The organism is Acinetobacter sp. YH12129, from assembly GCF_013418685.1.
Lineage (GTDB): Bacteria > Pseudomonadota > Gammaproteobacteria > Pseudomonadales > Moraxellaceae > Acinetobacter > Acinetobacter amyesii.
The window spans coordinates 24,289-45,244 of record NZ_VPBP01000027.1; the positions used below are offsets into that span (position 1 = coordinate 24,289).

The following is a 20,956-nucleotide window of genomic DNA, read 5'->3' on the forward strand; positions in this document are numbered from 1 at the left end:
AAATATAGTAAAAATGGGAGCTAAAGGCTCCCATTTTTAGATTCGTATAAGGTGTATTATGTTAATTTTAGAAATTCTATATAAATATAGAATTTTTAAAACTTAAATTCTGGCATGTGTCCCATACTTATCAATCATGATCGAACTGGCTTCATTTAGACCACGTACTGTGACATTCGCACCATTCTTTTGAAATTTATTTACAACAGAATCAAGCATGGCGACTGATGTTACATCCCAAATGTGAGAATGGGTCAAATCAATAATCACCTCCTTTACATCCTCTTTAAAGTCAAAACCTTGCATGAATTTTTCAGAAGAACTAAAGAAGATCTGACCTCTCAACTCATATAAACGGGCCATTCCTTCAAAAGATGCTGTCACCTGGATATCATTTTCAAGTTTATTCGCCAGGAACAAGGCTGAAAGTAATACGCCTGTTAACACACCCAAAGCCAGGTTATGCGTAGCAACAACTACAATCACCGTCGCAATCATGACGATATTACTACTCTTAGGATTATCTTTTAACTGAGTGACAGAACTCCATTCAAAGGTACTGATAGAGACCATTATCATTACCGCTACCAATGCAGCCATTGGAATCACTTTGAGCCAGTCGCTGATAAATACAACCAGAATAAGAAGAAAAATGCCCGCAGAGAATGTTGATAAGCGTGTAAGGCCACCTGATTTTACGTTAATCATAGATTGACCAATCATTGCACAACCGGCCATGCCACCCATAAAGCCAGAAGCAATATTCGCAATCCCTTGTCCCTTACATTCCTGATATTTATCACTTGGCGTATCAGTCATTTCATCCACGATAGTTGCTGTCATCATCGATTCAAGTAAACCTACAGCCGCCAGTGCGACTGAATAAGGCAAAATAATCATCAATGTTTCAATATTCAAAGGAATATCTGGAATCAAGAACATTGGAAGTGTGTCAGGTAAAGACCCCATATCGCCCACGGTCCGTACATCAATTCCTAAAGCGATTGCCAATAATGTGATTGCAATGATGCAGACTAGTGGAGAAGGGAGTAATTTTCCTAATTTGGGAACCAGAGGGAATAGATAAATAATTGCTAAACCTAAAGCAACAAAAGCATATACATGCCAGGTCACATTAATCAGTTCAGGCAATTGAGCCATGAAAATTAAGATCGCTAACGCATTTACGAATCCAATAACCACAGATTTAGATACAAACCGCATTAACTTGGCGAGCTTTAAATAGCCTGCCAATATTTGAATCACGCCTGTCAAAATTGTTGCTGCCAGCAGATATTCAAGCCCATGCTCTTTGACCAATGTGACCATAAGCAGCGCCATTGCACCAGTGGCTGCTGAAATCATGGCAGGACGACCACCTACGAAAGAAATCACGACGGCAATACAGAAGGATGCGTATAGACCAACTTTAGGATCTACACCTGCAATAATTGAAAATGCGATGGCTTCAGGGATGAGTGCAAGACCGACGACTAATCCGGCAAGTACATCCCCACGGATGTTAGAGAACCACTGTTCTCGGACATTAGATAACATAAACATAGCCTGTTTTTTAATTTTTCAGATAGGCTAGTGATGTGATATATACAACACACAAACGACTACACCACATCACTAGACAGTGATGAGTTATTTACAGATTTAAGACGATAAATAAACTTAAGGTGGCGTAAGTGTCATAAGATGAAAGAACGTTTTAGAGTAAAAAAATCAGGACAAGGGTAACAGCTAGGTACTTTTTTATAAAGCCTGGATGTTATATCCAAGCTTTGTTTAATCGGTATTTTATGAAGCTTTTGGCTCCCCAAGTAATTGACCTATTTCCAAACGTGTATAGCCACGTTCTTTAAAAATCAAAACAATAGCCTGTTTATAATCTTCAGAAGTAGAAGTCTTATACTTAGTTATCAGTTGATTTTCAGAATTCAGCTCAAGATCATTTTTGATGGTCAATACTTCGCTAGAGATCTTGTTAAAGATATTTAGGTTAAACATACAGGCACTCGTCATCCGTATTATAGCGGCCCGACTATAACGAATACCTGTCTTAGCTACGCTAGACACCCTTGGCCGCAAGGATTACAAATTAAGAAAAATTCCGCAAGTTTTTGTCTATTGAAAGAATAAATAATCTCCCAACTGCTATCTATTTAACATAATGGTGGTTATACGAAATTCTGTTGTAGCCCCATACATTCAAGTTTATTTCTTGCATGAATGTATCCTATAGGATACATTACTCTTATGTACTCAATATATACCACTGAAGTCTTTGATGACTGGTTTACTAAGTTAAAAGACCTGCAGGCAAAAAGACGTATACAAGTCCGAATTGATCGGGTTGAAGATGGAAACTTTGGAGATACTGAACCAGTAGGTGAAGGTGTTTCTGAATTACGTTTCTTCTTTGGACCTGGCTACAGGATCTATTACTGTAAGCAAGGGCAAAGGGTCGTTATTCTTTTAGCAGGCGGAGACAAGTCTACGCAAAGTAAAGATATAAAACTTGCCCTACAATTAGCACAAGATTTAGAGGAGGAGCTGTAAATGGCTATCAAACTTCGCAAATGGGACAGTGCTGAACATCTTAAAACAGAAGAAGATATGCAAGCTTACCTACAAGCCTGTATCGATGAATCTAATGGTGATGCGGCATTCATTGCAAAAGCTTTAGGTAATATTGCTAAAGCTAAAGGAATGGCTCAATTATCAAGAGACACTGGTTTAGGTCGAGAAAGTCTTTATAAAGCACTTTCTGGCGATGTAAATCCAAGCTTTGATACTGTTATTAAAGTCGTAAAAGCACTGAATTTACGCTTAGCAATTTAAAAAAAACTAGTAAAAAAGGGAGCTTTAAGCTCCATTTTTCATTTCAACTTCGTATAACGTGTATTATGTTAATTTTAGGAAAAGTGAAAAATAATCTACAATAGAATCTACGAAAAATTGGCCATCAATTATGCCTGATTTCTCCAGTGGAAATAATTGGATTGTGAGATCCCCCACTCAAAATCATAAATTAGAAAGAATTGAAGCATTTCTTTCCAATTATGCTTATAAACCTCACCGACATGATACTTATGCTATTGGCAGGACTCTTTCCGGAGTTCAAAACTTTCATTACAAAGGTACATTGCAACATAGCTTGCCAGGCATGACTATGGTTCTACACCCGGATGAAAAGCATGATGGTGAATCAGGAACATTAGATGGCTATCGCTATAGAATGATTTACATCGAACCAGCGATGATCCAAACCATTTTAAAGGGTAAACCTTTGCCTTTTATCAGACATGGCTTAAGTAATGATATTCGCCTGTTTAGGGCAATGGATAGCTTTCTAAATAATATAAATAATTATATGGATACCCTAGAAGAGGAAGATGCTCTATTTGATTTGGCAACTACACTGTGTGAAATTTCAGATACTTCATCTAACCAAAACAAAAAATTTGACTACAAGGCAGCAGAGAGAGCGCGTGAGTGTATTTTGGCGTATCCACATGAAAACTTAAGTTTGTCAGATTTAGAGAAACATGCTGATCGTGACCGCTGGAGCCTTTCTCGTGATTTCCGATTATTATTTGGAACTAGCCCACACCGTTATATGATCATGCGTCGCTTAGAAACAGTTAAGTTCTACCTTGCTCAAGGGGAGTCTATTGTTAATGCTGCTTTAAATGCAGGCTTTTTTGATCAGAGTCATATGACCAGACATTTTATAAAAACATTTGGTTTAACTCCCACTCAATGGAAAATGATAAATATTAAAAGATAGCCGTTCGATTTGAACGGCTAATTTGTCCTACAGCAGATTTATTCCATTAAGAAAATCTTTGAACATAAAAAGCCCTGATAAAATCAAGAGTATACCCATCAGCTTATTTAGCCGATTAAACCAGATAGGATTAGCAATTTTGTTGCCTAATACTTTTCCAACCAGAGCATAGGTGAATGGTGCGCCAACAGCACCAAGTGAAATCAGTAAAGAAACTATCAAGATCATGATTCCTGTGATTTTGGCTGCAGGGTACATAATTGTCGTAACAGGTAGAATGACGAGAATGGCTTTTGGATTTAATAACTGAATAAATAAGCCATTTAAGAATGTTAGATGGCTTTCTTGCTGTTGAGTTGTTTCTACATTCGCCCTAATCATTTTTATAGCCAAGTAGAATGTATAAATTGCACCCGCTAAAGCAATATAATGAATCAATCCATGTGGAATAACAGCTTCACCTATATAGCCAAACAATACGAATAAGATCAACATGGCGAAACCAATGCCTAGGTAAAATCCTATAGTCTTTTTTAATTGACCTGTAAGGCCAGAATTTAGCCCCATAAAATTTACAGGGCCTGGGCTATACATAACGCTTAATGTATAAAGAAATATTTCCACAGAGTTCACTCAATTAGATAGCAATAAACATCAAAGAGAGAACGGTATCGAGTTATAGGCCTTAAAGATTGTACGTTTGTGCTGAACTAATTAAAAATTTCTATTTAACTTATGTTCACCTAAAGTTCACTTCATAAGTGTATAAAGAAACTATGTATTGTATTTTCAATTGCTTATATAAATATTAGTCTTGGTTTAGAATTTTAAAGTTCATGAACTATGAGAAAAAACGTAAGCGTCCGCTGAACACACCTTCTGAATTCATCCTATAAGCCTTAATTTAGTCCCCACTTAGAAACAAGTGGGGACTTAAATTTATGACTACAAATAATCAGACATCCATCGCATCTCTTGCGAAAAAACGAAGAACATACAGTGCTGAATTTAAACAGCAGATCGTTCAGGCTTGTAAAGCACCGGACGTTTCAATTGCTTCAGTCGCTTTGCAACATGGATTGAATACAAATCTTGTATCCAAATGGATTCGCTTAATTGATGCTAAGCCAGGGAGTGATCGCTCACCACTACCGAATAAACCTGCATTTATTGCCTTATCTTGCTCTGCACCATTAGATCCTACTCCTACTGACATGTTAAAAGTTCAAATTACTTTACCCCACTCAAAAGCAGAAATTGGCTTGAAATGGCAATTATCAGAAATACCTGCCTTGGCAGAATTACTCAAGGTGCTGGCAACATGATCCGTATCGATGAAATCTGGCTTTCTACCCAACCTCTGGATATGCGAGCAGGGATGGATACTGTCATGGCTCAGGTGGTGAGAGCCTTTGGCTACATTAAACCGCATTGTGCTTACCTGTTCTGTAATAAACGTGGCCATCGCATGAAAGTGCTGGTACATGATGGACTGGGCATCTGGCTGTGTGCCCGGCGGCTGGAACAGGGAAAATTCCACTGGGCTAAAGTTCACCAGGGTGAAAGCGTAGCTCTCAACCCAGAACAGTTACAGGCATTAATCCAGGGTTTGCCTTGGCAGCGCATTGGACGACAGCAGGTGGTCACGATGCTCTAAACCAAGCTCGGCTATTCTGCCATCCTCCAAACGTTCTATTTCATTCTTCTCATGACCTCAGGCATACTGCGGTCATGAATACGCTGCCAGATTTAAGCCAACTGACCCATGAACAACTGCTGGAATTCACCCAGCAGTTGGCGATGCAGCATCAACAACTCGCAGAAGATAAACAACAATTAGATGCTCAAGTTCAACATCTGGAAGTATCAAATCAACAATTAGATGCCAAAGTTCAACATCTTGAAGTCACCAATCAGCAATTAGATTCTAAAGTTCAGCATCTTTCTATTCTCAATCAAAAATACGAGCATGAACTGGCGCTGTTTAAACAGCATAAATTCGGCAGTAAAAACGAACATCTCACCGCAAAACAAATCCATCTGTGGGATGAGGCGGTCGAAGAAGATATCGCAGCCGTTGATCTGGAATTAGAACGATTAAATGCAGATAAAACCCATGCAGCGACACAGAAAGCCACAGTCAACAAACCTAAACGTCGACTGCTGCCGGATCATCTACACACCATCCGTATTGAGCATGAACCTGCATCAACCCAATGCAGTTGTGGCTGCCAGTTACGTCGTATCGGCGAAGATATCAGTGAAAAACTGCATTTCAGACCGGCACAGTTCTATAAGGAACAGCATGTGCGTGGCAAATGGGTCTGTGATCAGTGTGACACCCTGACTCAGCAAGCGATGCCCGCCTATGTGATTGATAAAGGCATTGCTTCACCTGAACTGCTCAGCCATGTGCTGGTATCGAAGTATGCCGATCATTTACCGCTGTACCGTCAACGTCTGATCTATCAGCGGGCGGGAATCGAGCTTTCTAGATCAACGTTATCTGACTGGATAGGTCGCTGCGGTGTAGAACTGGAACCTCTGGCCAATGCCTTAAAAGAGGTGGTACTACAACAGCAGGTGCTGCATGCAGATGAAACACCGGTCACCATCATGCGGATGGGTGAGAATGATAAAAAACCGAAGAAAGGTTATGTCTGGGCCTATGCCACTACACAGTACAATCCAGTTCAGGCGGTGATCTATGACTTTCAGGATAGTCGTTCAGGCCAGCATGCTGCAGAGTTCTTGAAAGGCTGGCAGGGCTATCTGGTCTGTGATGATTACAGTGGTTATAAAGCACGCTTTAAATCAGGCCAGGTCATTGAGGTGGGCTGCATGGCCCATGCACGTCGTAAATTCCATGAACTGCATGTGACCGGGAAAAGTCAGGTCGCTGAACAGGCATTGGTGCTGATTCAGAAACTGTATGTGATAGAAGCAGAACTCAGGAAAAAGACCGATGGTACGGCAGAACAGCGCCGCGAATACCGACAACAGCATAGTCAACCGGTGATGCAACAACTGTATGAATGGCTTAACCAACATCAACTGACTGTGCCATCGAGTTCTCCAACCGCCAAGGCCATCAATTACACTCTGAAGCGTTGGCCAGCTTTAAGCCGCTATCTGGATGATGGCAATCTACCTATAGATAATAATTGGGTGGAAAACCAGATGCGACCTTGGGCGTTGGGACGTAAGAATTGGCTATTTGCAGGTTCGCTGCGCAGCGGTCAGCGAGCAGCCAATATCATGACATTAATCCAGTCAGCAAAGCTGAATGGGCTGGATCCGTATGCCTATTTAAGTGATGTTCTGAAAAGGTTGCCGACACATAAAGTGACCCAAATAGAAGAATTACTGCCACACCGCTGGAAATCCGACCAAAATTAAAAAATAGGCATGGGATTCAGCGGACGCTTACGAAAAAACTAAGATACGATCAAAATTGTAGAACAACAAAATTATTTATACTAATTTACAAGCCACGCTGTTTAAGCGTGTCATTAAAAAATAAATCTTTTAATCTCTCCACACAATCTCCACACAATCTCCACACAACATCAGCAATTCATAAACACTGCTATTTCAAAATAGTAGTATCTAAAACCCCCCCTCTGAAAAAGCATGTCAACACATTATCATTTAATAGGTTCAATACTTATTACAACTGTACTTTTAATCGGCTGTACACAAGCCAAAGATGCTGAACAGTCCCCAACAGAAATGCCACCAGCGGTTGTCAGTACCATCACGGTATTACCGCATTCCATGAATTTAATTGAAAATCTTCCAGGCCGTGTTGTCGCTTACCGTATTGCTGAAATTCGCCCGCAAGTAGGTGGAATTGTTGATAAAGTACTTTTTAAGCAAGGCTCTTATGTGCAAGCAGGTCAACCGCTTTTTAAATTGAATTCTGAAATATTTCAGGCAGATGTAAAAAGCAATCAAGCCACTTTAAACCGTGCACAAGCTGAGGTGACACGTTTGCAGGTGCTGTTAAAACGCTACACTGAATTAGTAAAAGTAAATGCGGTTAGTCAGCAGGAATACAACAATACCGAAGCAGATTATCAAAAAGCAAAAGCCGATGTGGCGCAAATGCAAGCCATGTTAAGCAGACAACAACTTAATCTTAAATATGCGACTGTTACAGCCCCTATCTCGGGAACGATTGGTGAAATCTTAGTGACTGAGGGTGCATTAGTTGGTCAAGGTGATACTAATGCAATGGCCGTAATACAACAGATTAATAAAGTCTATGTTGATGTAAAGCAATCAATTAGTGATTATGAAAAACTACAGGAAGCTTTACAGCAAGGTGACGTGTCAAATACCAAACATACGGTTGAAATCCTAAATAGTCAGGGTAAACCTTATAACGTTACAGGTGAAATCCTATTTTCGGATACTAAAGTTGATCCTGATACGGGTGATGTCACAATCCGTATTTTAGCCAATAATGAAAATCAAAAACTTTTGCCAGGCATGTATGTTCGAGTCAATATGAGCCGAGCTCAAGTTGAAAATGCGCTCCTAGTTCCAGAACAAGCGATTCAACATGATATTAGTGGTAAAGCCAATGTTACGATTGTTAATCAAAAAGGTTTAGCGCAAAGCAAGCCTGTTCAGCTTGGTCAACGTTATCAAAATAACTATGTGATCAAACAAGGGTTACAAGCAGGTGAGAAAGTCATTGTTGAAGGGGCTGATCGTATACAGCCTGAGCAAAAATTAAAAATTAAGCAGTGGCAACCTACAAATATTAAGGAAAATGGAGGACAGCAATAATGTCCCAATTTTTCATTAGGCGTCCTATTTTTGCATGGGTGATTGCTTTATTTATTATTCTGTTGGGTGTACTAAGCATCCCCAAGTTACCTATTGCACGATTCCCAAGTGTTGCGCCACCACAGATTAGTATTACGGCAATCTATCCAGGTGCTACGCCAAAAACATTGAATGATAGTGTTGTGACCTTGATTGAGCGGGAAATGTCAGGTGTCAAAAACTTACTTTATTACAGTTCAAGTTCAGATAGTTCTGGAACAGCAACAATCACCGCAACATTTAAACCAGGTACAGATGTAGAACTTGCACAAATTGATGTGCAAAACAAAATTAAAGCCATTGAGTCACGCTTACCTCAAACAGTGCGACAACAAGGGCTGATGGTCGATGCTGCGTCGTCTGGTTTTTTAATGATGGTGGGCTTAAGTTCACCGAATGGCAAATATAGTGAAATTGATGTCAGTGACTATATGACTCGCTATGTGATTGAAGAATTAAAGCGGGTTGACGGTGTTGGTAAAGTCCAAAATTTTGGTGCTGAAAAAGCCATGCGGATTTGGGTCGATCCAGATCGTTTGGTTTCTTATGGATTGAGTATTCAAGATGTGAATACAGCCATCCAAAACCAAAACTTGCCGATATCACCAGGTCGTATTGGTGATGTTCCTGCTTTGACGGGGCAACAAATTACTATTCCTTTAACTGCTCAAGGTCAATTAGAAACTGTAGAGCAATTCAAGAAAATTAGTTTACGTGCTCAACAAAATGGCGCCAATGTTCGACTGTCGGATGTCGCTCGTGTCGAAATCGGGGCACAGATGTATAACTTTGCGATTTTAGAAAATGGCAAAGCCTCTACAGCTGTGGCGATACAAATGAGTCCTGGTGCCAACGCTGTCAAGACTGCAGAAGGTGTTAAAGCGAAAATTGAACAGTTAGGTTCAGCACTGCCTGATGGTATGAAATTCTCTATACCTTACGACACTGCACCTTTTGTAAAAATCTCGATTGAAAAAGTAATCATGACATTGCTTGAAGCTATGGCATTAGTTTTTATTGTCATGTTTATCTTTTTACACAATGTTCGATACACCTTAATTCCGGCGATTGTTGCACCGATTGCATTGCTTGGCACATTCTCAGTCATGCTGCTTGCTGGTTTTTCGATTAATGTGCTGACCATGTTCGGTATGGTGCTTGCGATCGGGATTATTGTCGATGATGCGATTGTGGTCATTGAGAATGTTGAACGCATTATGGCGACAGAAGGCTTATCTCCAGTTGAAGCCACATCTAAAGCCATGAAGGAAATTACCAATCCGATTATTGGCATCACCTTAGTGTTAGCCGCTGTATTCTTGCCGATGGCATTGGCGTCAGGCTCAGTGGGGATTATCTATCGTCAGTTCACCATTACCATGTCGGTTTCAATTTTATTCTCAGCTTTCCTTGCACTGACATTAACCCCTGCGTTATGTGCAACGATGTTAAAACCGATTGATCAAGACCATCAGAAAAAGGGTGTTTTTGCATCGTTTGATCGCAGTTTTGAGAAGCTGAACAATCGCTATGAACGCAGTTTATTTAAAGTAATTAAACATAAAACCCTCGCAATGTTATGTTTCTTAGGCATTGTCATTGTGCTGATTTTTAGTTTTAAACACGTTCCGACTGCGTTTATGCCAGAAGAAGATCAGGGGTGGTTTATGACTTCGATTCAACTTCCTGCGGATGCAACTCAAGAACGTACCCGTAAAGTCGTTGCTGAGTTTCAAAATTATTTAGACCAAGAAACGGGGATTAAAGACAATATGGCGGTCTTAGGTTTTGGTTTTAGTGGATCTGGTCAGAATACAGCGATGTATTTTACCAATCTATTGCCATTCGAAGAGCGTACTATTACGGCACAAGAAGTCGTGAATAATGCCAATATAGCGATGGCTGAAAGTTCAGAAGGTCAAACCATGTCTGTGTTACCACCAGCAATTGATGAATTGGGTAACTCATCTGGTTTTTCACTGAGATTATTAGATCGTGGCAATATTGGCATGCCTGCTTTAAGAGAAGCACAAGATCAGCTTTTAGCATTAGCAGCACAAAGTAAAATCGTGGCGGAGGTCTATCCTGAAGGTTTGCCAGAAGGCAGTTCTGTACAGCTTAAAATTGATAGAGATAAATTGCAGGCATTAGGTGTTAATTTCAGTGATGTGACCGATATTATTTCAACCTCAATGGGTTCGATGTATATCAATGATTTTCCAAATCATGACCGTATGCAGCAAGTCATTGTGCAACTTGATGCCAAATCACGCATGAGTATTGAAGATATTCTTCAGATTAAGGTGAACAGTCAAAGCGGTAAATTGGTTTCAATGTCTGAAATAATTACTCCAATTTGGCAACATTCCCCACAACAATACAATCGTTACAACGGTCGTCCATCATTGAGTATTTCTGGCAGTCCAGCAGCAGGTATATCTTCAGGACAAGCCATGACTGAGATGGAAAATTTGATTGAACAACTTCCGAAAGGTGTGGGTTATGAGTGGACTGGGATTTCTCTAGAAGAAAAACAGTCGGAATCACAAACCTTGTTTTTATTACTGTTGTCGATGTTAGTCGTTTTCCTTGTCTTGGCAGCGCTTTATGAAAGCTGGTCAATTCCATTCTCTGTGATGCTAGTTGTCCCTCTAGGGTTGATTGGCGCCTTTTTAGCAGTAATGTTACGTGGTATGCCAAATGATATTTTCTTTAAGGTCGGCATGATCACGATTATTGGTCTATCTGCAAAGAATGCTATTTTGATTGTTGAGTTTGCAAAAGCACTAAGAGAAGAAGGAATGGGTTTAGTGGAGGCAACCGTTGCAGCCGCTAAATTGCGCTTACGTCCAATCCTAATGACATCTTTGGCATTTACCTGTGGCGTTATTCCTTTAGTCATTGCCAGTGGCGCTAGTTCTGAAACTCAAAAAGCGATTGGTACAGGCGTCTTTGGCGGCATGATCAGCGCAACAATTCTAGCTGTTATTTTTGTACCGATTTTCTTTATTGTCGTCATGAGCATGGTTGAGAAATTCTCGAAACGTAAAGCGGCACATTAAGCATCAAAACTGAGAATAAAAGCTGTGGGTTAACGAGTTTAGCCCACAACAAATCTTTCATTTACATCTTTATTTCAGAATTGATTTAATAAACCATCAATATAGGTTTAATCATGAAAGCTACCAATCTTGATCCGAAACGCTGGTGGATATTGCTCGCTGTCGTGCTTGCATTTCTGCCGATTGTGATTGATATGACTGTACTGCATGTTGCGGTTCCCTCATTAACCCAATCGCTGAGTGCCACAAGTAACCAAGTCTTATGGATTATTGATATTTATCCATTACTTATGGCTGGACTTTTAGTTCCGATGGGAACTTTGGCTGATCGTGTCGGCAATCGTAAGATTCTGCTGATTGGCTTGGTTATATTTGGAATTGCCTCAGTCCTTGCGGCATTTTCCCAAACGGCTTCTATGCTGATTGCCGCACGTGCTTTATTAGCATTAGGCGGTGCCATGATTATGCCCTGTGTATTGGGTATTATTCGCAGAACCTTCGAAGACAGTCGCGAACGTGCCATTGCGCTGGGTATTTGGGGCACAATCGGATCAGCCGGTGCCGCCATTGGACCGCTCATTGGTGGGGGATTGTTAGAATATTTCTGGTGGGGTTCAGTTTTCCTGATTAACGTCCCAATCATGCTGGTTGTCGCACCAATGTGCTATTTCTTATTGTCCCGAAAAGAAGCTATAACCCCTGGACATTGGGCATTTGGTCAAGCGCTATTGCTGATTGTCGGTTTGATTTCGTTTGTATATGCACTAAAAGCAGGCTTAGGCGGTAAACAGTCGTTGTTGATTGTCTTGCCTTTGGTCGTTTTATCTATCGGCTTATTAACCATATTTGTACGCAAACAGCTGAATTCTCCTCAGCCGATGCTAGATCTTTCGCTATTTTCACGTCCTGCTATTTTAGCCGGCATTATTATGGCAATGGTTGCTGCAGGCGCTTTGGCAGGGGTTGAGTTAACTTTGGCAATGGAGCTGCAATATGTCATTCGTTTAACACCGCTGCAAGCCGGTCTTTTTATGGTTCCGATTATGGTTGCGGCCGCTATTGGCGGGCCTATTGCTGGTTTTTTATCCAATAAATTTGGACTCCGTCTGGTTGCGACCATGTCATTAATATTGGCAGCAATTGCGTTGGTCAGTTTGAGTTATTCAGATTTTCATCATCCGGGAATCATCGTTCCCTTTATTTTAGCTTCGATTGGATTAACACTGAGTATTGGTTTAACAGCTTCATCCATTGCGATCATGGGCTCAGTACCTGCAGAAAAGGGCGGTGCGGCAGGTTCACTTGAAAGTACAGGTTATGAACTGGGTACAGGACTAGGTATTACTTTATTTGGTGTTTTCATGGCCTATATATTTGGCAGTCATCTTCAAGTGCCGTCAGATTTAACTGCTGTTTTAGCAGAAAAAGCCAGACTTTCGATTGGTGATACCTATTTAGTGGCGAGCCAGTTACCCGTTGAACAAGGTACAGCATTGATTAACGCAGGTAAAATTGCCTTCAGTTCAGCTCATGTTAATTTATTATTAACAGCAGGGATTATCATCGGGATACTCTCCATTGTGGTATTTTTTATGCTAGCTAAATATCGAGATGAGAATTCATTGTGATGAAATTTATTTGAGGATCATCAAACAGAATGGTTAAGTTCAGACATCAATTTATCTTAAATTTATGGTTTAAATTAAGCCGTATTAATCTGAACTTAACACATTATAAATGAGTTGATGTCTTACGATTTAGTTGAATAGTAAAACAGCTGCCACCTAAGTTTTTGGATTTAGAATAATAAATATGACCTTGGTGTGCTTCAATAATTGCATCAATCACTGCCAAGCCTAATCCAGTACCGCCATCTAGACATGATCTAGAGTCTTCCAGTCGATAGAAGGGTTTGAACAGGTGTTTAAGATGCGATTCATCAATACCAGGACCTTCATCTTCAAACGTCAATACCCAATGTTCTGCTGTGGTTACAGATGTAATATTTATTTTTCCAGCATTCGAATATCTTAGAAAGTTAGAGAACAATGCAATAAAGACCTGTTCCATCCTTCTTATATCAACGCAAACCAATTTATCCGTCAAATTTAAAACAATAGTTAAACCTTTAACATGAAACCGTTCATTAAACATCTGCAGACATTTTTCAATACTATTTTTTAAATTGGTCTTTTCTAGTTCTAATCGTAATTGTTTATTTTCAATAAGTGTCAGTGTCCGTAAATCTTCCACAAGGTAAGATAAGCCTTCGACTTGGTTCAATAAGCTTAGGTGTAAAGCTTTATCGGCAATAAATATACCATCGACAATACCTTGCAAGCGACCTTGTAATATTGTCACAGGTGTTCGTAATTCATGTGCAATTGCAGCATTCCAAACAGTTGAATTCTTAACTGATACTTCAAGTTGGTTTGCCATTTCATTGAAGTTCTCAATAAGAGACTTGATTTCATGTGGAATATCATGATGTGGCTGTTTAATTCTGAGTGCTAAATTGCCTTGTTGAATTTGTTGAATAACATCTGCTAAATCACTAATTGGCTGTGTATAGCGTTTTCCATATTTAAAGGCGAGGATAGTAGAAAGAAAAAAGCCTGTTAATAGCACTAAAAACAGCCAGATAAAGTCAACGGAGGTAACTGAAAATTCATTTGAATTAATAACTTGTGTATTTAGAAAACCTATTTTTATCGCCCAGCTATAAACAAAATAGCCAATCATGAAAGATAACAGCGTAATGCCTAAATTGAATAGGCTCATCATGATAATAAACTGGAAGTTAATTCCAACAGAATTTTTAAAAAAGTTAAATTTCATGATTTTGATCTAAGCGATACCCCACGCCACGGACATTGATTAATAAGCCATTTACATCATTTTCTTCAAGTTTTTTGCGTAATTTGCTGATATGGCTATCTACAGTGCGATCTAAAGCATCACTTTCAGGCATACAGTTTTGGATCAATTCATTACGTGTAAAGACTTTATTCGGTGTTTTTGCCATCAAAAACAGTATCTTATACTCAGTTAACGTAAGGTTGAGCAACTGATTTCTTTGACCATTTGAAATGTAAACTTGATGATGATCTGGATTAATTTCAATATTTCTATAACGAATAATATTAGTTATTTCCATATTTTGGCTTGTACTTCGTCTAAGTACGGCTTGTATTCGTGCAATCACTTCGTTTGGGTTAAATGGCTTAATAATAAAGTCATCAGCACCCATTTTTAGCCCCATGATCTTATTCACTTGATCATCTAAGGCAGTCAGCATAATGACAGGTAAATGACTTGTTTGACGGATGATTTGTAGAATTTCCCAGCCATTTAGTTTGGGTAATTTAATATCAAGGAGAATCAGGTCGATAGAGTTGGCTTTTAGGCACTCTAAAGCTTGTTGTCCATCCAATGCACGGATGACCTGCATGTTTTCATTTTTTATGTATTTTTCAAGAATGTCACCAATATCATAATCATCTTCTACAACGAGAATGACGCTGTTTTCGAAGCTGTGCTGTAGATTTGGATACATATATTTTATCTTAGATGAAGTAGCTATGCATTTTAACATTTAATTGTGTAATGGAGATGATTAGACGAGCAGTCATTTATATTTGTAATTGAGGGGTGACATATAATAAAATTCGTTGCATATCAGTATTAATGAACAAAATGTCAATTATCATTCATTTAACATAATGGCTGTTATACGAGATGAATAACAGAAAAAACCTAGGCACTGGCCTAGGTGTTAAATTAAAAAAATACATAAAAATTAAGGCTATAGTCTCAATTTTTCAACTTCGTATAACGTGTATTATGTTAATTTTAGAAGATCTATACAATTCTGTACTTTTTCACAATCATAGAAAAAGCAAATAAAATACTTATCCAAAATAAATAATCAATAAAAAAATTGAGAAAAACAAATTGATCCATGCCGATGAAAATAAATAAAGGATTGATACTTATACTTCCGACTGGAGAGGTTTCACCATCTATAAGGAACTGGAGAGGAAATCCCCCAGCTATGACTTTAACTTTTTCAAGCTTATCTACAACTATGCGAGCAACTAATATATTTTTTTGATAAAGCAAAGATACGTAAGTCAAAATAATCGCTAAAAAATTAAAATATAATATTTTTTTCATAACTATTCTTTATCTTTTAAGTTAATTAAAAACAGCCAATAACATAAGCCAGGAAATAGAGCCAGAAAGCTAGCCCATGTATTGGTATACATCTTCCACCAATCTTCAGCAATCTTTCCAGTATGCCCCCATCCTAAAAGAATAAAAAATGGAGTAGCAATAATTAGAGAGGTAATACAGATGGTTAATAAATTAAGACTGTTATAACGATTTAAAAGAATTGAGAATATGTAGCTAAAAGGCACAGTCAAAATACAATAAGCCAAGTAAATAAGACCGTGTCCTACAAGAACTACGAAAATCGAGTATAGGCTGTATTCGTGATTCACTGCGATAAACAGGACTGTTGTTAAAAAAAGTAAAGGTAAAGGAGCAAGTAAGAGTGCTTTTACTATTTGTTCATTTGAGTATTTCACTAATTTAATTCTCTTATCTACTCAATAAATAATAATACTATAACGATTTTATTGGAGGTTTTTTGATTCTATTTAACATAATGGTGGTTATACGAATTGAACGTGTAAGCCCAAAGTAGAAATGTCCGGTTTCTCCAAAGTAAAAATGTCCGCTTTTAGAATATGCACTTTTGCAATTTTCTTAGCGGACGGTTTGATATGTTGGTGTCTATGTCGGATAAAGAACTTAAACGATTGTCGGTCTTGCAGGAAATCTGTGATCAACGCATAACCCAGTCCCAAGCTGCTCAGCTACTTCATATTTCAGAGCGTCAGATCAGACGTTTATTGCAAAAATACAAAGCTCAAGGCCCAGCTGCATTAGCCCATGCCGGTCGTGGTCAAATCAGCAATTCCAGGCTTCCTGAAGAGCTCAGACTCAAGTGCCTCAATATTGTTTCTGATCAACTGCATGGTTTCGGACCCACTTTAGCGCATGAAAAGCTCACCACCGTTCATGGCTTTGATATTTCAGTGGAAACACTGCGTTCCTGGATGATTGCAGCCGATTTATGGATTCCTCGCGCCAAGCGTCTGAAACGCCCGTATCAGCCTCGTTATAACCGGGACTGTTATGGTGAACTGATCCAAATCGATGGCTCACACCATGACTGGTTTGAAGGTCGAGCCCCTAAATGCTGTCTGCTGGTATTTATCGATGATGCCACAGGAAAATTGCAGCATTTACGCTTCTGTGAATCAGAATCAGCCTTTGACTATATGATTTCAACACGTTTGTATATTGAGCAGCATGGTAAGCCGTTGGCATTTTACAGCGATAAACATTCAGTCTTCAGGGTGAATCAAAGCAGTAAGAAAGACACCAAGATTACCCAGTTTGGGCGCGTACTCAGCACCCTGAATATCGATATTATCTTCGCTAATTCACCACAGGCCAAAGGCCGTGTAGAACGGGCCAATAGAACGCTTCAGGACCGTCTGATCAAAGAAATGCGCCTGGAAGGCATCTGTTCGATTGAGCAAGCGAATGCCTGGCTACCCTGCTTCATTGAGCAGTTCAATCAGAAGTTCGCCAAGATGGCTTTTAATCCCAAGGATTTACACCGGACTGTTACTGAAACTGCTGAGGAGTTAGATGATGTTTTTACTTGGCGTGAACCCCGCAGAGTCACGAATAGCCTGACGATTACTTATGATAAATGCGTATATCTCCTGGAAAACACGGAAGAAAACCAAAGATTGATTGGTAAGTATCTTGAGTTCCTAGAATACCCGGATGGTACAGTCGCGATTGAATATCAGGGAAGAAAAATCAATTACAGCATCTTCGATAAATTAAGTCAGCTTAACCAGCGAGAGATTGTTGAGAATAAACGTTTAGGTGCTGTTCTCAATCATATTCAACAACAGCATGAAGAATTGGAACAGCAATACAAACGCAATCGTTCTCAATCTATGCCAAGAAGACGTGCACAGAAAACAGCAATTCAACAACGAAATCTGAATCCTGTGCTTGACTTGGAAATGTCTGTATAGGACATTTCTATTTGGTTTTAAGATAGGACATTTCTACTTTGGAATAACAGAACGTAAGCGTCCGCTGAACCCCATGCCTATTTTTTAATTCGGTTCAGGTTTCCAGCGGTGTGGTAGCAATTCTTCAATCTGAGTCACTTTATGTGTCGGCAACCTTTTCAGCACATCACTTAAATAGGCATTTAATCCTGAGAACTAAGAATTATCATTTAAAAATACCACAAAGTAGTATAAAATAAACTACTACAAGGTAGTATGAATGCAATCAATGTATACAATATGTGAGACTCCATTATTTACTAAATACTGTCTTGTTTATTGGACTCAGGAAGAATATGAGGAATTCAAAACATTCTTAGCATTAAATCCTGAAGCAGGAGATGTAGAGCCTAATGCAGGTGGTATTCGTAAGATTAGATGGACTAGCGGTGGTAGAGGTAAAAGTGGTGGTGTCAGAGTCATCTACTTTAATCGTTTAGCAAATGGAGAGATTTGGTTATTAACCTTGTACAGTAAAAAGCAAACTGTACAGCTTAGTAAGAAGACTCTTCAAGCATTAGTGGAGAAACTAAATGACTCGTTTAATGACTGAAAAAGAACTTGAGGCTTTTGAAGCAACTAGGGATATTGAAGCTGAAATATTACAAGGCATCGACGATATGCTTACTAGTAATGCAGCGAAAAGAACCGTAATCACTGAGACAGATGTAGCGTTAGCTCGTAGAAAGGCTCAACTAACACAAGATCAGTTTGCTAAGATTCTTGGCGTATCAAGACGTACTCTTGAATCATGGGAACAAGGTGCGAGAAGACCATCAGGAGCAGCAACATCCCTTATTCGATTATTTATTGTTGATCCAAAATTTGTAAAAGAGAGTCTGGCTTAATTTAGACAGCTCTCTACTATATTTATTTAAGGTTTTTTATGAAGCACTTAGGATTTGTGGGAAAAAGTACTGAATATTTAGGGTATACCCATATTGAAATTATCAATAGCTCATTACGCTTATCTTTCAATATTCCATCAACAAAAGATCTAGAAGAAACCTTTAAAAAGATAGTCGAAAATAACTATGATTTACTCATGGAAACATCAGCAGAAATCGAGTTCGAATTAGAAAGTGAAACGCTAGCAAAGATAGAAACCATCATAAAAGAAAAAGGGATTGAACTTGATGAGTTTGTTCAAAATGCGCTGATTAAACTTATCAACCAAAATGAATTGGCTAAGACTGATTAGACCTTAAATGCAGACAATAAAAAACCCCAGCATCCTGCCGGGGTTTCTCATATTGGGTTGCTAGGTATGACTCCTGTCTTACCTCACGCTCCTGGTGCGATCTTTCTTATTCTTGTTGTTTGGAACTTCCTGTTCCTGATGAGTTCATCATAGGAAAATTCCACTGTTCCTGGTAGCCGCAAAGAGCCGAGATTGTTGTGCGCCAGGGCGTACAAAATAGCCTAAATTTTATCCACAGCCATTGGGGATAGTTTCGGATCCTGAAAGCCGATGAAATGGGCACTGATTGCCAAATTGATCGTTTTTTAATCAAATTTACTGGCAAAATATTACAGATCTGCTTAAAAACTCACCAACTTATTACAAAAGCCGATTTTTTGCTTTTTCTTAGTCATGGCTAAATTTTCAAGTGATTGATATTTATATTAATATACAAGTGTACTTCGTATAATCGCCATTATGTTAAATAGAGGGAAAATCTATTTTTAAAGTGATAAAATTATTGCAGTTATTTTAAGAATAGCTGCTTTTGATACTTGATCATCTATCCTAATTAAAAACTGTTTTTTAATAATTTGGAATATAAATAAGATTTAGTTAAAATTAACATTATTCATATAAATTAACATTATGTATTACATTTACTAATAATTTAAAATAATTAGTAGAAAAAAATTATGTTTTAATTATTTCTTTGATTATATAAGTTGAGAGTAAAAAATGATTAATACGGAATTTTCAAAGTGTATTTCTGCATGTACAAACTGTTCACTTATTTGTACTGAATGTGCAACTTCTTGTTTAAAAGAAAAAGATTTAGAGATGATGCGTGAATGTATTCAACGTTGTCTAGAATGTGCAGATATTTGTCAGTTATGTGTGCGTATGCAACAACATAACTCACCTTTCCTCAAAGAGATTTGTGAGCTTTGTGCTAAGATCTGTGAATATTGTGCGGAAGAGTGTGAAAAACATTCACATGATCATTGTAAAAAATGTGCTGAGGCTTGCCGTCAGTGTGCAGAAGAATGTCGAAAAATTGCCATGTAAAATACTTCAATAATGTTAATTATATGCTCTAGACTAACATAATCATTCTGCTAGTCTAGAGCCTTTCCTAAAATTAACATAATACACCTTATACGAAGCCAAAAATGGGAGCTTTAAGCTCCCATTTTTAGTCTTTAATTCGCTTTTTCGCTTCGTCATAAACTATGCTATCAGCTCGTTTTCCGACGGTAATGAGCAGGATAACTACCTGATCATCTTTAACTTGATAGACAAGTCGGACACCAGCTTTTAATAATTTGATTTTATAGCAACCTGCAAGATCGCCTCTAAGCATATTCTTTGGAATATGTGGCTGCTCTATGACTTTGGCTAGTTTCTTTTTAAATTGATCTCGTATAGCAACAGGGAGTTTTCCCATTCTGCTGTAAAGTCCTTGTGACGTAAAAGCTTATAAGTCATCTAATGTGACTTCCTCAAACATCTCTTTAGGATCATTAATGCGCTTACGGACAAGAGCTAATAATTCTTCATCTTCTTCCGAAAGCAAAGCTTTTTTGACAGGCAGTTTCCCAGTCGTAGCAACATACTCAAGAATACTAGTGAAGAAATCAGTAGGTGCAATACCTTGCTCTTTAAGGATTGAATAAGATTTTTCTTTAAGGGCTTCATCGATCCTGAAGTTAACAGTAGCCATCATATTTCCCAAGTATTTAATGTACTAGGAATATTGTAATGCAAATTGCATTACAAGTCGTGTTATTCACCAATTAAAATGTCTATGCGATAAACCATTTAAAATGTCCTGTTTTTAACTGCAAGAGTCAAGAACAGGATTTAAATTTCTTTGTTCATTGCTAGCTTTCTGAGCTTTACGACTCGG

Annotated in this window: 22 protein-coding genes and 2 pseudogenes; 14 read left to right on the forward strand and 10 right to left on the reverse strand. The window is 38.6% G+C overall.

Features of this window, described 5'->3' with window-relative positions:
• Positions 1-102 precede the first annotated feature (102 nt).
• Both FTU65_RS12720 and FTU65_RS12725 read right to left on the reverse strand, forming a co-directional pair.
• Complete coding sequence (locus FTU65_RS12720; RefSeq protein WP_026438532.1) at positions 103-1,557, reverse strand: SulP family inorganic anion transporter; 1,455 nt, start codon at positions 1,555-1,557, stop codon at positions 103-105.
• Positions 1,558-1,806: 249 nt separating this feature from the next.
• Positions 1,807-2,016 carry a hypothetical protein gene (locus FTU65_RS12725; RefSeq protein WP_004976362.1) on the reverse strand — a complete coding sequence of 70 codons (210 nt, stop codon included), beginning with the start codon at positions 2,014-2,016 and terminating at the stop codon, positions 1,807-1,809.
• A 249-nt stretch (positions 2,017-2,265) separates the two neighbouring features.
• Between FTU65_RS12725 and FTU65_RS12730 the strand changes: the two genes are divergently transcribed.
• The 3 genes from FTU65_RS12730 (at position 2,266) to FTU65_RS12740 (ending at position 3,799) form a co-directional block, all read left to right on the forward strand.
• The gene (locus FTU65_RS12730) at positions 2,266-2,568 is read left to right on the forward strand and encodes a type II toxin-antitoxin system RelE/ParE family toxin (protein WP_154320144.1); all 303 of its coding nucleotides are present in this window, start codon (positions 2,266-2,268) and stop codon (positions 2,566-2,568) included.
• On the forward strand, positions 2,569-2,850 hold the full coding sequence (locus FTU65_RS12735; RefSeq protein WP_000985610.1) for an addiction module antidote protein: 282 nt from the start codon (positions 2,569-2,571) through the stop codon (positions 2,848-2,850).
• Positions 2,851-2,980: 130 nt separating this feature from the next.
• The gene (locus FTU65_RS12740) at positions 2,981-3,799 is read left to right on the forward strand and encodes an AraC family transcriptional regulator (RefSeq protein ID WP_032073151.1); all 819 of its coding nucleotides are present in this window, start codon (positions 2,981-2,983) and stop codon (positions 3,797-3,799) included.
• Between the two features lie 27 nt (positions 3,800-3,826).
• On the opposite strand, the gene FTU65_RS12745 is transcribed toward FTU65_RS12740, so the two are convergent.
• The gene (locus tag FTU65_RS12745; protein WP_074163998.1) at positions 3,827-4,423 is read right to left on the reverse strand and encodes a LysE family translocator; all 597 of its coding nucleotides are present in this window, start codon (positions 4,421-4,423) and stop codon (positions 3,827-3,829) included.
• Positions 4,424-4,740: 317 nt separating this feature from the next.
• Here FTU65_RS12745 and FTU65_RS12750 point away from each other — a divergent pair, with 317 nt between their 5' ends.
• From FTU65_RS12750 to FTU65_RS12775, 6 genes are all read left to right on the forward strand, one after another.
• Positions 4,741-5,124 (forward strand): transposase, encoded by a 384-nt coding sequence (locus FTU65_RS12750; RefSeq protein ID WP_180066852.1) that lies wholly within the window; start codon positions 4,741-4,743, stop codon positions 5,122-5,124.
• Positions 5,121-5,456, forward strand: a complete 336-nt coding sequence (gene tnpB / locus FTU65_RS12755; RefSeq protein WP_004828548.1) for an IS66 family insertion sequence element accessory protein TnpB — start codon at positions 5,121-5,123, stop codon at positions 5,454-5,456. The genes FTU65_RS12750 and tnpB overlap by 4 nt, the downstream gene beginning before the upstream one ends.
• Positions 5,457-5,530: 74 nt before the next feature.
• Positions 5,531-7,198: an IS66 family transposase gene (locus tag FTU65_RS12760; protein WP_180066854.1), complete on the forward strand. Its 1,668-nt coding sequence runs from the start codon at positions 5,531-5,533 to the stop codon at positions 7,196-7,198.
• A 234-nt stretch (positions 7,199-7,432) separates the two neighbouring features.
• Positions 7,433-8,596 carry an efflux RND transporter periplasmic adaptor subunit gene (locus FTU65_RS12765; RefSeq protein ID WP_032073150.1) on the forward strand — a complete coding sequence of 388 codons (1,164 nt, stop codon included), beginning with the start codon at positions 7,433-7,435 and terminating at the stop codon, positions 8,594-8,596.
• Positions 8,593-11,697: a multidrug efflux RND transporter permease subunit gene (locus FTU65_RS12770; RefSeq protein WP_373685657.1), complete on the forward strand. Its 3,105-nt coding sequence runs from the start codon at positions 8,593-8,595 to the stop codon at positions 11,695-11,697. The genes FTU65_RS12765 and FTU65_RS12770 overlap by 4 nt, the downstream gene beginning before the upstream one ends.
• 113 nt (positions 11,698-11,810) lie before the next feature.
• A complete protein-coding gene (locus FTU65_RS12775) occupies positions 11,811-13,325 on the forward strand; it encodes an MFS transporter (RefSeq protein WP_032073148.1) in 1,515 nt (504 codons plus the stop codon).
• Between the two features lie 103 nt (positions 13,326-13,428).
• On the opposite strand, the gene adeS is transcribed toward FTU65_RS12775, so the two are convergent.
• The 4 genes from adeS to FTU65_RS12795 all read right to left on the reverse strand — a co-directional run bounded on the left by adeS (position 13,429) and on the right by FTU65_RS12795 (position 16,289).
• Positions 13,429-14,535 carry a two-component sensor histidine kinase AdeS gene (gene adeS / locus FTU65_RS12780; protein ID WP_032073131.1) on the reverse strand — a complete coding sequence of 369 codons (1,107 nt, stop codon included), beginning with the start codon at positions 14,533-14,535 and terminating at the stop codon, positions 13,429-13,431.
• Positions 14,525-15,253: an efflux system response regulator transcription factor AdeR gene (gene adeR, locus FTU65_RS12785; RefSeq protein ID WP_032073130.1), complete on the reverse strand. Its 729-nt coding sequence runs from the start codon at positions 15,251-15,253 to the stop codon at positions 14,525-14,527. The genes adeS and adeR overlap by 11 nt, the downstream gene beginning before the upstream one ends.
• Before the next feature lie 305 nt (positions 15,254-15,558).
• Positions 15,559-15,873, reverse strand: coding sequence for a hypothetical protein (locus FTU65_RS12790; RefSeq protein ID WP_070155405.1), 315 nt, complete (start codon positions 15,871-15,873; stop codon positions 15,559-15,561).
• A gap of 2 nt (positions 15,874-15,875) precedes the next feature.
• Positions 15,876-16,289, reverse strand: a complete 414-nt coding sequence (locus tag FTU65_RS12795) for a hypothetical protein (RefSeq protein ID WP_070155403.1) — start codon at positions 16,287-16,289, stop codon at positions 15,876-15,878.
• A 210-nt stretch (positions 16,290-16,499) separates the two neighbouring features.
• Between FTU65_RS12795 and FTU65_RS12800 the strand changes: the two genes are divergently transcribed.
• Positions 16,500-17,825, forward strand: a complete 1,326-nt coding sequence (locus FTU65_RS12800; protein ID WP_179994539.1) for an ISNCY family transposase — start codon at positions 16,500-16,502, stop codon at positions 17,823-17,825.
• An 84-nt stretch (positions 17,826-17,909) separates the two neighbouring features.
• Here the strand turns inward: FTU65_RS12800 and FTU65_RS12805 are convergent.
• Positions 17,910-18,005: pseudogene (locus FTU65_RS12805) on the reverse strand (transposase domain-containing protein); the annotation flags it as partial.
• Positions 18,006-18,093: 88 nt separating this feature from the next.
• Here FTU65_RS12805 and FTU65_RS12810 point away from each other — a divergent pair.
• The 4 genes from FTU65_RS12810 to FTU65_RS12825 all read left to right on the forward strand — a co-directional run bounded on the left by FTU65_RS12810 (position 18,094) and on the right by FTU65_RS12825 (position 20,115).
• Complete coding sequence (locus tag FTU65_RS12810; protein ID WP_104505828.1) at positions 18,094-18,417, forward strand: transcriptional regulator; 324 nt, start codon at positions 18,094-18,096, stop codon at positions 18,415-18,417.
• Positions 18,398-18,712, forward strand: a complete 315-nt coding sequence (locus FTU65_RS12815) for a DNA-binding transcriptional regulator (RefSeq protein ID WP_104505827.1) — start codon at positions 18,398-18,400, stop codon at positions 18,710-18,712. The genes FTU65_RS12810 and FTU65_RS12815 overlap by 20 nt, the downstream gene beginning before the upstream one ends.
• Before the next feature lie 38 nt (positions 18,713-18,750).
• A complete protein-coding gene (locus FTU65_RS12820) occupies positions 18,751-19,065 on the forward strand; it encodes a hypothetical protein (RefSeq protein WP_104505826.1) in 315 nt (104 codons plus the stop codon).
• A 720-nt stretch (positions 19,066-19,785) separates the two neighbouring features.
• Complete coding sequence (locus tag FTU65_RS12825; protein WP_016658833.1) at positions 19,786-20,115, forward strand: four-helix bundle copper-binding protein; 330 nt, start codon at positions 19,786-19,788, stop codon at positions 20,113-20,115.
• Positions 20,116-20,242: 127 nt separating this feature from the next.
• Here the strand turns inward: FTU65_RS12825 and FTU65_RS12830 are convergent.
• Positions 20,243-20,535 (reverse strand): annotated as a pseudogene (locus FTU65_RS12830) (type II toxin-antitoxin system RelE/ParE family toxin).
• Positions 20,525-20,770 carry a type II toxin-antitoxin system RelB/DinJ family antitoxin gene (locus FTU65_RS12835; RefSeq protein ID WP_000246755.1) on the reverse strand — a complete coding sequence of 82 codons (246 nt, stop codon included), beginning with the start codon at positions 20,768-20,770 and terminating at the stop codon, positions 20,525-20,527. Before FTU65_RS12835 ends, FTU65_RS12830 begins: the two are co-directional and overlap by 11 nt.
• Positions 20,771-20,956 lie beyond the last annotated feature (186 nt).